General features: G+C 59.3%; 10 protein-coding genes and 1 pseudogene. 6 read left to right on the forward strand and 5 right to left on the reverse strand.

Going from position 1 to position 12,967, the window contains the following annotated elements; translation table 11 throughout:
* Positions 1–13: 13 nt before the first annotated feature.
* Together argJ and secA are read right to left on the reverse strand one after the other, a co-directional pair.
* Complete coding sequence (argJ, locus tag ACIOU6_RS07930) at positions 14–1,231, reverse strand: bifunctional glutamate N-acetyltransferase/amino-acid acetyltransferase ArgJ (RefSeq protein WP_221730675.1); 1,218 nt, start codon at positions 1,229–1,231, stop codon at positions 14–16.
* Between the two features lie 122 nt (positions 1,232–1,353).
* Positions 1,354–4,089 carry a preprotein translocase subunit SecA gene (secA, locus tag ACIOU6_RS07935; protein WP_221730674.1) on the reverse strand — a complete coding sequence of 912 codons (2,736 nt, stop codon included), beginning with the start codon at positions 4,087–4,089 and terminating at the stop codon, positions 1,354–1,356.
* A 307-nt stretch (positions 4,090–4,396) separates the two neighbouring features.
* Between secA and ACIOU6_RS07940 the strand changes: the two genes are divergently transcribed.
* Positions 4,397–4,852: a DUF721 domain-containing protein gene (locus tag ACIOU6_RS07940; RefSeq protein WP_221730673.1), complete on the forward strand. Its 456-nt coding sequence runs from the start codon at positions 4,397–4,399 to the stop codon at positions 4,850–4,852.
* A gap of 45 nt (positions 4,853–4,897) precedes the next feature.
* On the opposite strand, the gene ACIOU6_RS07945 is transcribed toward ACIOU6_RS07940, so the two are convergent.
* Entirely contained in the window at positions 4,898–6,385 is a 1,488-nt protein-coding gene (locus ACIOU6_RS07945) for a helicase HerA-like domain-containing protein (protein WP_221730672.1), read from the reverse strand.
* Between the two features lie 188 nt (positions 6,386–6,573).
* Between ACIOU6_RS07945 and ACIOU6_RS07950 the strand changes: the two are divergent.
* The 5 genes and pseudogenes from ACIOU6_RS07950 to ACIOU6_RS07970 form a co-directional block, all read left to right on the forward strand.
* Positions 6,574–7,605 (forward strand): annotated as a pseudogene (locus ACIOU6_RS07950) (cache domain-containing protein); the annotation flags it as partial.
* 93 nt (positions 7,606–7,698) lie between these two features.
* Complete coding sequence (locus tag ACIOU6_RS07955) at positions 7,699–8,463, forward strand: methyl-accepting chemotaxis protein (RefSeq protein ID WP_401135294.1); 765 nt, start codon at positions 7,699–7,701, stop codon at positions 8,461–8,463.
* 230 nt (positions 8,464–8,693) lie between these two features.
* Positions 8,694–9,806: a glycosyltransferase family 1 protein gene (locus tag ACIOU6_RS07960; RefSeq protein WP_221730670.1), complete on the forward strand. Its 1,113-nt coding sequence runs from the start codon at positions 8,694–8,696 to the stop codon at positions 9,804–9,806.
* A complete protein-coding gene (locus tag ACIOU6_RS07965) occupies positions 9,799–10,575 on the forward strand; it encodes a DUF2334 domain-containing protein (protein ID WP_401135200.1) in 777 nt (258 codons plus the stop codon). The genes ACIOU6_RS07960 and ACIOU6_RS07965 overlap by 8 nt, the downstream gene beginning before the upstream one ends.
* Positions 10,572–11,570, forward strand: a complete 999-nt coding sequence (locus ACIOU6_RS07970) for a YbhN family protein (protein WP_401135203.1) — start codon at positions 10,572–10,574, stop codon at positions 11,568–11,570. The genes ACIOU6_RS07965 and ACIOU6_RS07970 overlap by 4 nt, the downstream gene beginning before the upstream one ends.
* Here the strand turns inward: ACIOU6_RS07970 and ACIOU6_RS07975 are convergent.
* Both ACIOU6_RS07975 and purU read right to left on the reverse strand, forming a co-directional pair.
* Positions 11,536–11,730, reverse strand: a complete 195-nt coding sequence (locus tag ACIOU6_RS07975) for a hypothetical protein (protein WP_401135206.1) — start codon at positions 11,728–11,730, stop codon at positions 11,536–11,538. The genes ACIOU6_RS07970 and ACIOU6_RS07975 overlap by 35 nt on opposite strands.
* Before the next feature lie 86 nt (positions 11,731–11,816).
* Complete coding sequence (gene purU, locus ACIOU6_RS07980; RefSeq protein ID WP_221730666.1) at positions 11,817–12,665, reverse strand: formyltetrahydrofolate deformylase; 849 nt, start codon at positions 12,663–12,665, stop codon at positions 11,817–11,819.
* Positions 12,666–12,967: the final 302 nt, after the last annotated feature.

Genomic DNA, 12,967 nt, shown 5'->3' on the forward strand with positions numbered 1-12,967 from the left:
CCCGGCCATTGGATCAAGTCCGGTATTCGGCGTTGATCTTCACGTATTCATGCGACAGGTCGGTGGTCCAGATCGTTTCGCTGCAATCGCCGCGACCCAGCTCGATACGGATCGTGATCTCTTCCTGCTGCATCACCGCCGAGCCTTGCGCTTCAGTGTAGGTCTCAGCACGAGCGCCACGGCTGGCGATGCACACATCGCCAAGGAACACGTCGATCTTGCTCACATCCAGTTCCGGCACGCCGGCACGGCCGACAGCGGCCAGGATGCGACCCCAGTTCGGATCGGAGGCGAACAGTGCGGTCTTGATCAGCGGCGAGTGCGCCACGGTGTAACCGACGTCCAGACATTCCTGATGATTGCCGCCGCCGTTGACTTCAACGGTCACAAACTTGGTCGCGCCTTCGCCGTCACGCACGATGGCCTGGGCCACGTCCATGCACACTTCGAACACCGCTTGCTTGAGTTTGGCAAACAGTTCGCCTTCGGCACGGGTAATTTCCGGCAGAGCAGCCTGGCCGGTGGCAATCAGCATGCAGCAATCGTTGGTCGAGGTGTCGCCGTCGATGGTGATGCGGTTGAACGACTTGTTGGCGCCGTCGAGCATCAGATTTTGCAGCACGTCGCGGGCGACTTTGGCGTCGGTCGCGATGTAGCCGAGCATGGTCGCCATGTTCGGGCGAATCATGCCTGCGCCTTTGCTGATGCCGGTTACCGTGATGGTCACGCCGTCATGCTGGAACTGGCGGCTGGCCCCCTTGGGCAGGGTGTCGGTGGTCATGATGCCGGTGGCGGCCGCTTCCCAGTTGTTTTCGGACAGATCATCCAGCGCGGCTTGCAAGGCACCTTCGATTTTTTCGACCGGCAGTGGCTCGCCGATGACACCGGTGGAGTACGGCAGGATCTGATTGGCGTCGACGCCAGTCAGCTCAGCCAATCTGGCGCAAGTGCGCTCAGCAGCGGCCAGGCCTGGCTCGCCGGTGCCGGCGTTGGCATTGCCGGTGTTGGTCAGCAAGTAGCGCACAGCGTTCTGCACGCGTTGTTTCGCCAGGATCACAGGCGCAGCACAAAAAGCGTTCAACGTGAACACGCCCGCCACGGTCGAACCTTCAGCGCAGCGCATCACCACGACATCTTTGCGCCCAGGGCGCTTGATGCCGGCCGAGGCGATACCGAGTTCAAAACCGGCAACCGGGTGCAACGTTGGCAAAGGACCAAGACCAACAGCCATGAATGCGCTCCTTACTCAATGATGTCAGCACCGCCCATCGTTGGGACGGTGACTTGAATGGCAAAACGCCGCGACGGCAGAAGCCGGTCGCGGCGCGGGTATTTCAGCCGTTGTAACGGGTTTTACTGGATCTGCCCGTGGCAATGCTTGAATTTCTTGCCCGAACCGCAGTAGCACAGTTCGTTGCGGCCCAGCTTCTGCTCGTTGCGCACCGGGGCGGTGGCGAGGGCCACATCGACCTCTTCACCCAACGCGTCCGGTTGATCCAGACCAGGAGCTTCGGCATGTTCGAACTGCAAGCGGGCAGCCAGTGCTTCAGCTTCCTCACGCAGGCGTTGCTCTTCGGCTTCCGGATCTTCGCGGCGCACCTGAACGTGCGACAGCACGCGGATCGAGTCGCGTTTGATCGAATCGAGCAGCTCGGAGAACAGCGTGAACGACTCGCGCTTGTATTCCTGCTTCGGGTTCTTCTGGGCGTAGCCACGCAGGTGGATGCCGTGACGCAGGTGATCCATGGTCGACAGGTGATCTTTCCACAGATCGTCCAGCACACGCAGAACGATTTGCTTCTCGAAGGAGCGCAGTGCTTCGGCACCGGCCTGATCTTCTTTCTCGTTGTACGCGGCGATCAGCTCGTTCATCAGCTTCTCGCGCAGGGTTTCTTCGTACAGGTGATCGTCTTCATCGAGCCATTGCTGGATCGGCAGTTTCACCCCAAAGTCGCTGGCAAGCGCTGCTTCCAGGCCGACCACGTCCCACTGCTCTGGCAGCGATTGCGGCGCAATGTGGGCGCTGATGGTCGCGTTGAGCACGTCCTGACGGAAATCGGCGATGGTTTCACCGATGTTGTCGGCGGCCAGCAACGTGTTACGCATGTGATAAATCACTTTACGCTGTTCGTTGTTGACGTCATCGAACTCGAGCAATTGCTTGCGAATGTCAAAGTTACGCCCTTCAACCTTGCGCTGCGCCTTCTCGATCGCGTTGGTCACCATGCGGTGCTCGATCGCTTCGCCCGGCTGCATGCCCAAGGCTTTCATGAAGTTCTTCACCCGGTCAGAGGCGAAGATGCGCATCAGGCTGTCTTCCAGCGACAGGTAGAAGCGGCTGGAACCGGCATCACCCTGACGGCCGGCACGACCACGCAACTGGTTGTCGATACGGCGGGATTCGTGACGCTCGGAGGCGATGACCTGCAAGCCGCCGGACTCCAGCACTTGCTGGTGACGCTTTTGCCAGTCGGCCTTGATCTGGGCAATTTGCTCAGGGGTCGGGTTTTCCAGCGAAGCGACTTCAACTTCCCAGTTACCGCCCAACAGGATGTCGGTACCACGACCGGCCATGTTGGTGGCGATGGTCAGTGCACCCGGACGACCGGCCTGAGCGATGATCTCGGCTTCTTTTTCGTGGAACTTGGCGTTCAGAACCTTGTGTTCGATGCCTTCCTTCACGAGCAGTGCGGACATGTGCTCGGAGGTTTCGATGGTGGCAGTACCCACCAGCACCGGACGGCCAGCGGCCATGCTTTCCTTGATGTCCGCCACGATAGCCGTGTATTTCTCTTCGGCGGTGAGGAATACCAGGTCGTTATAGTCTTTACGCGCCAACGGTTTGTTCGGCGGAATGACCATGACTTCCAGGCCATAGATCTGGTGGAACTCGAATGCTTCGGTGTCGGCGGTACCGGTCATGCCGGACAGCTTGGTGTACAGACGGAAGTAGTTCTGGAACGTGGTCGAGGCCAGGGTCTGGCTTTCGGCCTGAATATTCAGGTTTTCCTTGGCTTCGATGGCCTGGTGCAGGCCTTCGGACAAACGACGGCCCGGCATGGTACGGCCGGTGTGTTCGTCGACCAGTACGACCTGGCCGTCCTGCACGATGTATTCAATGTTGCGATTGAACAGCTTGTGCGCACGCAGACCGGCATAGACGTGGGTCAGCAGGCCCAGGTTATGCGACGAGTACAGGCTCTCGCCTTCAGCCAGCAGGCCGACGCGGGTAAGCATGTCTTCGATGAACTGGTGGCCGGCTTCGTTGAGTTCGACCTGACGGGTCTTCTCATCGACGGTGTAATGGCCAGCCTTGGTGACTTCGCCTTCGACTTCTTCAACGTGCAGTTCCAGTTGCGGGATCAGTTTGTTGATCTCGATGTACAGCTTGGAGCTGTCCTCGGCCTGACCGGAAATGATCAGCGGGGTACGCGCTTCGTCGATAAGGATGGAGTCGACTTCGTCGATCACGGCAAAGTTGAGTTCGCGCTGGAATTTTTCTTCCATGCTGAACGCCATGTTGTCGCGCAGGTAGTCGAAACCGAATTCGTTGTTGGTGCCGTAAGTAATGTCGGCAGCGTAAGCAATGCGCTTTTCTTCCGGCGGCTGGAACGGCGTCACGACGCCGACAGTCAGGCCGAGGAACTCATACAGCGGACGCATCCAGTTGGCGTCACGGCGGGCCAGGTAGTCGTTCACCGTCACAACGTGCACGCCCTTGCCGGACAGTGCGTTGAGGTAAACACCCAGGGTAGCCACGAGGGTTTTACCCTCACCGGTACGCATTTCGGCGATCTTGCCTTCATGCAAGGTCATGCCACCGACGAGCTGTACGTCGAAGTGGCGCATGCCCATGATGCGCTTGCCGGCTTCACGAGCAACCGCAAAGGCTTCTGGCAACAGCTTGTCGAGGGTTTCCCCTTTGGCGATGCGGGCCTTGAACTCATCGGTCTTGGCGCGCAATTGATCGTCCGAAAGGGCCACCATTTGCTCTTCGAAGGCATTGACGAGCTGCACCGTCTTGAGCATGCGTTTGACTTCACGCTCGTTCTTGCTTCCAAAAAGTTTCTTTAACAAAGGCGCAAACATATCGGCAGGATCTTCCACACTAAAGGGATGGAGGGCGGCCCCGTGAGTCGCCCGTGCAGCCCTCATGGCCGCATGCGAACGAGCATTCTACCCGGAAACGGTGGTGAGGAAAGTGGCGATGTTCCACGATGCTGGCACTGCGCTTTGACGGGGCTCACTTAAAATAGGGGCGTTTTGCTCAACTTCAAGTCACACAGAAAAGAAGTTAGTCGTTGATTTAATGGGCAAAGCAATTGCAAAAGCAATGGGCGAGTGATTTCGCTGCTTTCTGCTACCATGGCGCTTCTGTTACTTCAGGTGTTCGATCATGGCATTTCGCCCTCTTACGGCCAGAGCACCCGCCGTTCTACTGCGCGAAGCCAAGCCGCTCAAAGCCATCCTCGGCCATGCCCAACGTTTGGGTCATCTGCAGCGTCTACTTGAAAGCCAACTGCAACCCGCTGCCCGTGAGCACTGCCATGTCGCTTCGTGGCGTGAAGGCAGTCTGTTGCTGATTGTCACTGACGGCCACTGGGCCACACGTCTGCGTTATCAGCAAAAGCGTCTGCAACGGCAATTACAAATGTTCGACGAGTTCGCCAGCCTCACGCGGATTCTGTTCAAGGTGCAGCCGCCAACGGTTCAGCGCGGTGCGACCGGGCATACCATGGATTTGTCGACGGATGCAGCCGCGACGATTCAGGCGACGGCGGACGGGATCACTGATCCGGGGTTGCGCGCAGCGCTGGAGCGCCTTGCCGCGCACGCCAAAGCCAAGACCTGACATCGATCTAATGGGGGAGCGAGCGAGTCCGCTCCCACCGTTTGATCAGCGGCGTTTACTGCCGCCGAGCAGGGAGCCCATCAGGCCGCGTACCAGTTGTTTGCCCAGGTTGTTGGCAGCCTGGCGCATGGCTGATTTCAACGCCTGCCCTGCCGCCGTACCAAGAAACTCCCCCGCCCTATCGGCCAGACTAGGCTCTTGCACGGCAGGCTTGCCCGCCGGTGTTTCAGCCTCCGGTGCCAAGCCTTTACGCCCCATCAGAATTTCATAAGCCGACTCCCGATCAATCGGCTTGTCATACCGCCCCTTGAAGGGGGAGCCGGCTATCAGCATCGTGCGCTCGGTGTCTGTCAACGGCCCGATTCGTGACTGCGGCGGCGCGACCAGCACGCGCTCAACCATTTCCGGCGTGCCCTTGTCCGCGAGTGTGCCGACCAGCGCCTCGCCGATACCCAACTCAGTCAGCACCGACAAACTGTTGAACGCTGGGTTGGGCCGGAACCCGTCCGCCACTGCGCGCAGGGATTTCTGCTCTTTGGCGGTGAAGGCGCGCAAACCGTGCTGGATGCGCAAACCAAGCTGCGCCAGCACATCATCCGGCAAGTCAGCCGGTGATTGGGTGACGAAATACACCCCAACCCCTTTGGAGCGAATCAACCGCACCACTTGCTCCAAGCGCTCCTGCAAGGCCTTGGGCGTGTCGCCGAACAACAAATGCGCCTCATCGAAAAACAGTGCCAGCAGCGGTTTATCAGCGTCGCCGCGCTCCGGCAGTTGTTCGAACAACTCGGCCAGCAGCCACAGCAAGAACGTCGCGTAGACCTTCGGCGCCTCATGCACCAGACGGCTGGCGTCAAGCAGATGAATGCGCCCACGGCCATCGGCGGCCGGTTGCAGGATGTCTTCGAGTTGCAGCGCCGGCTCGCCAAACAACGCCTCGGCGCCCTGCTGTTCCAGGGTTGCCAGCCGACGCAATAGCGCCTGACTGGAACCTGTGGTCATCAGCGCGGCGTCTTCACCCAACATTTGCGGATTGTCTTTGAGGTGATTGAGCAGCGCTTTCAGGTCCTTCAGATCCAGCAGCAACAGCCCTTCACGATCCGCGACTTTGAACGCGGCATACAGCGCCGCTTGTTGGCTGTCGGTGAGTTCCAGCAGGCTGCCGATCAGCAGCGGGCCCATTTCACTCAGCGTGGTGCGCAGCGGATGACCCGACTCGCCGTGGATGTCCCACAACGTCACCGGATAAGCCTGCGGTTTGTAGTTGAGCCAAGGCATCCCGGCAATGCGCTCGGCGACTTTGCCCTGCGGGTTGCCGGCAGCACCGAGACCGCACAGATCACCCTTGATGTCGGCAGCGAATACGGCGACGCCCGCGTCACTGAAGGCTTCGGCCAGACGCTGCAAGGTGACGGTTTTACCCGTGCCGGTCGCGCCAGCGACCAGCCCGTGTCGATTCGCCAGACGCATGGCCTGGGCGATCGGTTGCCCCGCGAGATCGGCGCCGATTACGAGTTGCGATGAGTCAGGCATTTTGTCACCCGTTGGTTAATCTTTGATTCTGCATGGCCGATAAAGAAAGGTGAGAACCCGACCAAAAGTCAGGACAGACATTTCCCTAAGGAGAGACGGAAATATCAGCTTACTTTCATCCTTGCCCATTTAGCGCGCTGCTATAAAAGCACGCCTTGGACATTAAGACCTTAGCGGAACCCCAAGCCATGAACAAAAATCTGCGCTTCAGCCATAAAATTTTGCTTGCCGCCGCCCTCATCGTCATTGCCGCCTTCGCCTCGTTCACGCTGTATAACGACTGGCTCCAGCGCAATGCGATTCGAGATGACCTGAACAATTACCTCAACGAAATGGGCGAAGTCACCGCCGGCAATATTCAAACGTGGCTCAGCGGCCGCATTCTGCTGGTCGAGAACGCTGCCCAAAACATCGCCATCAACCCCGAGCCCGCCAATGTCGCCAGTCTGCTGGACCAGAAGGCCCTGACCTCGACGTTTATGGCCACCTACCTGGGCGATGCTACCGGTCATTTCACCATCCGCCCGGATGTGAAGATGCCGGACGGTTTCGATCCACGGGTTCGCCCTTGGTACAAAGGTGCCGAGAGCAGCAGTACCCCGACCCTGACCGAGCCCTACATTGACGCGGCCACTGGCCAACTGATCATTTCCATTGCCACCGCCTCGAAAAAGGCCGGCCAGAGCGTCGGCGTGGTTGGCGGCGACTTGAGCCTGCAATCGCTGGTCGACACCCTCGCCGCCCGAGACTTCGACGGCATGGGTTATGTGTTCCTGGTCAGCGCCGACGGCAAGATCCTCGTGCACCCGGACAAAGCGCTGGTGATGAAATCGCTGAAAGAAGCGTATCCGCAGGACACCCCGCGCATCAGCAGTGACTTCAGTGAAGTCACCGTCGATGGCAAAACACGCATCGTCACTTTTGCCCCGATCAAAGGCCTGCCGTCGGTGAACTGGTACATTGGCTTGTCGGTGGACAAGGACAAAGCCTTCGCGATGCTCAGCGAATTCCGCGCCTCGGCAGTCATTGCGACGGTTATCGCGGTAGCCATCATCATTGCCCTGCTCGGCATGCTGATCCGTATCCTCATCCAGCCGCTGCACGTCATGACCCGCGCCATGGAAGACATCGCCGATGGTGAAGGCGACCTGACCAAACGCCTGACCATCGTCAATAACGATGAGTTCGGTATCCTCGGCACCGCGTTCAACCGCTTCGTCGAGCGCATCCACCGCTCGATCCGCGAAGTGTCGTCGGCCACAGGGCAAGTCAACGAAGTCGCGCTGCGCGTGGTCGCCGCGTCGAACTCGTCGATGTACAACTCTGATCAGCAAGCTTCGCGCACCAGCAGTGTCGCCGCCGCGATCAATGAGCTAGGTGCCGCGGCTCAGGAAATCGCCCGCAATGCCGCGCAAGCCTCGAATCAGGCCAGCGACGCCCGCGGTCTCGCTGAGGACGGCCAGCAAGTGGTGGATCGCAGCATCAAGGCGATGAATCAACTGTCGAGCATGCTCAGCGCATCGAGCAGCAACATTGAGTCGCTGAACAGCAAAACCGTGAACATCGGCCAGATTCTCGAGGTGATCACCAGTATTTCCCAGCAAACCAACCTGCTCGCGCTCAACGCGGCGATCGAAGCGGCGCGTGCCGGTGAGGCCGGGCGTGGTTTTGCCGTGGTGGCGGATGAAGTGCGTAACCTGGCACACCGCACCCAGGAATCAGCGCAACAGGTGCAGACCATGATCGAGGAGTTGCAAGTCGGCGCCCGTGAGTCGGTGAGTACCATGAGTGACAGCCAGCGTCACAGCCAGGACAGCGTGGAAATCGCCAATCTTGCAGGCGAGCGTCTGAACAGCGTGACCCAGCGCATTGGCGAGATCGACGGGATGAACCAATCGGTGGCCACCGCGACCGAAGAGCAAACCGCCGTGGTCGAGTCGATCAACGTGGACATCACCGAGATCAACACGCTGAACCAGGAAGGCGTTGAGAACCTGCAGGCGACGTTGCGTGCCTGTTCGGACCTGGAGCAGCAGGCTTCGCGGTTGAAGCAGTTGGTGGGCAGTTTCCGCATTTAAGATCAAAAACCTCACCCCTGGGTGTGAGAGGAAAGGGCGCTGATCTTCAAGCGTTTCAAACCTGAGTTCGGCTCAAACTTTCTGGTCGATGTATCAAGCCCAAACACTTCGCGCAGCCCTCTCCTTCTGGGATAGGGCTGCGCTTCGTTGCACCGCACAAATCCCGACCGAACATCTATTGTGGATAAAGGTCAACCAAGGGAGAGCAACGCTGCGGAGGGACGGTCACCGTGCACATCGCCGACATCACCATGTTCTACGCCCCGGCCAGCGGTGGCGTACGCACTTATCTTGACGCCAAACACCGCCGGTTGGGCGTCAAACCCGGGACTCGTCACAGCCTGCTGATCCCTGGTGCGCATTTCGGCGAAAACGATGGTGTTTACACGGTTCCCGCTCCCGCCCTGCCCTTTGGCAAGGGTTACCGCTTCCCCGTGCGTTTGGCCCCTTGGCGAAACGTCCTGCAGGACTTGCAACCCGATCTGATTGAAGTGGGCGACCCGTACCTCACCGCATGGGCCGCACTGGATGCCCGGCGCCAACTGGATGTACCGGTGATCGGTTTTTACCATTCCGACCTGCCGCTGCTGGCCAGTAACCGCATGGGACATTGGGTTACGCCCAACGTCGAGGCCTATGTCACCAAGCTCTACGGCAACTTTGATCGGGTACTGGCGCCGAGCCAGGTAATGGCTGACAAGCTGACTGGCCTGGGGGTGCGCAACGTTTTCGTGCAACCGCTGGGCGTTGACCTGCAAAATTTCCACCCGGGCGCCGCAGATCCAGGCCTGCGCGCTGAACTGGGGATCGACGAAGACACGCACCTGCTGATCTTCGCCGGGCGCGGCTCGAAAGAGAAAAACCTGCCGGTCCTGCTCAAATGCATGCAACGCCTTGGCCCGCGCTATCACCTGCTGCTGGTGGGTTCATCGATGCCCGCAGTGGTGCCGGACAACGTCAGCGTCATCAATGAATTCTGCCCGGCGCCGACCGTTGCCCGGCTGATGGCCAGTGCCGATGCCTTGGTGCATGCCGGCGATCAGGAAACCTTCGGTCTGGTGATCCTCGAAGCCATGGCCTGCGGTATTCCGGTTGTGGCGGTGGCGGCCGGGGCTTTTCAAGAGATCGTGCCAGAGTCCTGCGGCCTGCTGTGTGAGCCGAACAACCCACAAGCCATGGCCAACGCCGTGCGCGAGTTGTTCAGTCGCGACAGCGCAAGACTTGGCCTACAGGCGCGCCAACATGTCGAACGGCATTACGCCTGGGATACCGTGGTCGACAGTTTGCTGAGCCACTACCGCGCCGTCCTCGGCCACGTAACGCGGAAGGTGGCCAATGGCTGATTCCCTGAATCGCCCCGCCGTACTGCTGACGCTGCACGACGTGGCCCCCTCGACTTGGGCGGATTACCGACCTTTTGTAGAAGCAGTCGATGCTTTAGGCAATGTGCCGATGACCTGGCTGGTGGTGCCGGATTTTCATCGCCACGACGCCCTCGACGCTCACCCGGACTTTCGTCGACTGCTGAGCACCCGCCTCGCCCGCGGCGATGAACTGGTCCTGCACGGTTATTTTCATGATGACCAGGAACCTTACCCGACCACGCCACGCGATTGGTTCATGCGCCGTCTCTATACCCATGAGGGCGAGTTCTATCGTTTATCCCACGACGCCGCGCTCGCCCGCCTGCGCACCGGCATAGAACTGTTCCAGCGCTACGAATGGCCGCTGCACGGCTTCGTTGCCCCAGCCTGGTTGATGAGCGAAGGCACGCGAGAAGCTCTGCGCCAATTGCCGCTGCGCTACACCAGCGATCCTCAGCACCTTTATCATTTGCCGGACTTCACCCCTGTCGATGCGCCGGGGCTGGTGTGGAGTGCGCGCAGCGCCTGGCGTCGTGGTCTGTCGAAGATGGTCAGCGATCAGCGCGAACACCGCTGGCGTCACGCCCCAGTGATTCGTCTAGGCTTGCACCCGGTGGACATGCGTCATGGCTATTCCCGCAATTACTGGCTCAATACCCTCCAGCGGCTGCTGGCGGCAGGACGAGTGCCGATGACCAAGGTGAACTGGCTTGCACAACAGCGCGGTCAACGGGAACGCGCCGCATGAGTCGCGGCCTTGTGTTGTTGCTTGGTCTGCTCGCAGCCGCGCTGATCCCACTGCTGCTCGGTGGCAGCGGGATCTGGGCGCGCTTGCAAAACTTTCCGCTGCAATGGCTGCTGATCATGTTCGCCATGATTCTGCTTTGCTGGGGCATCAACACCCTGCGTCTGCGCTTATTGCTCGGCGATCAGCGTAATCGCATCACGCCGATGAAGAGCCTGGGCGTGGTCATGGCCGTTGAATTTGCCTATTGCGCGACACCGGGCGGCAGCGGCGGCCCCCTGACGATCATGGCACTACTGGCCCGCTACGGCGTGCGCCCGTCCCGCAGCAGCGCCGTGTTTGCCATGGATCAGTTGAGCGACCTGCTGTTCTTTCTGTGCGCCTTGAGCGGCATTCTGATCTACGCCGTGTTCCAGCACCTGAGTGATCGTCTCGAATGGCTTCTGATCGTCAGCGCCGTATCGTTGTTCGGTGGGCTGTTCAGTTGCGTACTGCTGGCACGTTACCACCGCCCACTGATTCGCCTGAGCGGACGGCTACTGGCCAGAATGAACGTGCCCGCCAGCACTCGCCGTCGCTGGACGCGCAAAGTGCTGCACTTTCTCGCCGACTTCATCAATGCACTGAAGTTGCCCTGGCAGACGTTGAGCAAAGTGTTCGCCCTCACCTGCGTGCATTGGCTGCTGCGCTACAGCGTGCTGTATCTGGCGTTGCGTGGACTGGGCGCGGACTTGCAGTGGGCCTGGAGTTTTCTGGTGCAGATGCTCTCGCTGGGCGCCGGACAGCTCAGTCTGTTGCCTGGTGGCGCGGGCGCTGCGGAGTTGACCTCGGCGGCACTGTTGGCGCCAATGGTGGGAAAATCCACCGCGGCGGCGGCCATTCTGATCTGGCGGGTGGTGACGTACTACTTTTATCTACTGGTCGGCGGTCCGGTGTTTCTGTTGATGTTCGGCAGACCACTGCTCAAGAAGCTGATGAAGGCGCGGCAGGCCTCTTAGGCCCATCCTGCTCTTCTTTTATTTGCTCCCACAACTCGGCGGCGCCGGGAAACTCCGTCCCATCCTCCTCCCTCATGTCATCCGGGTCATAACGGCTCAAACAACCTTCCCCCAAGGTGGCGGGCGCTTTGGAAGTGGCTTTGTCCAGTGGATCGCTCATGGCATTTCCTCAAGGGCTGAAACGGCGAAGGGCCTGGAGCGATTGAACGCCCAGGCCCTTTGATATTCAAGCATGCGTGAGTTCGATCAGAACACCACAGTCTTGTTGCCGTGCACCAGCACTCGGTCTTCCAGGTGATAACGCAGGCCACGCGCCAATACCATCTTCTCGACGTCACGACCGAAACGCACCATGTCTTCGATGCTGTCGCTGTGGCTGACGCGGACAACGTCCTGCTCGATGATGGGACCAGCGTCCAGCTCTTCGGTCACGTAGTGGCAGGTCGCACCGATCAGCTTCACGCCGCGCAGAGAGGCCTGGTGATACGGTTTGGCGCCCACGAACGACGGCAGGAAGCTGTGGTGAATGTTGATGACCTTGTGTGCGTATTCACGGCACAGTTCCGGCGGCAGGATTTGCATGTAGCGCGCCAGCACCACCACTTCAGCGTCGTGCTGTTTGACCAGACGCGACACTTCGGCGAAAGCCGGTTGCTTGTCCTGTGGATTGACCGGGACATGGTAATAAGGAATGCCGTGCCACTCGACCATACTGCGCAGGTCGTCGTGGTTGGAGATGACGCAGGAGATTTCGCAGTCCAGTTCGTCGCTGTGCCAACGGTGCAACAAGTCAGCCAGGCAATGGGATTCGCGGCTGGCCATCAGCACAACGCGCTTCTTCTGCTCGGTGTCAGTGATGCGCCAGTCCATCGAGAACTCTTCGGCGATCGGCGCAAACTTCTCGCGCAATACATCAATACCGAACGGCAGCGAATCGGCACGAATCTCGTGACGCATGAAGAACCAGCCGACCTGATTATCCGAGTGGTGGCTTGCTTCAGTGATCCAGCCATTGTGGGCTGCCAGAAAATTACTGACTTTGGCAACAATGCCAACGCGGTCCGGGCAAGAAATCACCAGCCGAAAAGTGCGCATGAGGGGGAACTCCAGAACTTCGCAAAGGCCGCCATTCTAGCGACTGCGCAGGAAAACTGCAGTATTGATGAACGCAGGCATGGACGCGGCCCCTGACGCACATTTTTGTGCGCAGGGCGATCATTGTTTGATCAGATAACTGTGAATATCCGTGATGACTGCATCACATTATTTAACTGAACATTCAATCCGCGGCTAAATCCCGTAACTAATTTAAATAAAAACGCCGGTTAAATGTTTACTTGATGAAACAGCCTGACTATTATTGCGACACTGTCCCCTGCCATTCAGCACTTTACTAA

The organism is Pseudomonas sp. NPDC087615 (genome assembly GCF_044743445.1).
Lineage (GTDB): Bacteria > Pseudomonadota > Gammaproteobacteria > Pseudomonadales > Pseudomonadaceae > Aquipseudomonas > Aquipseudomonas baetica_A.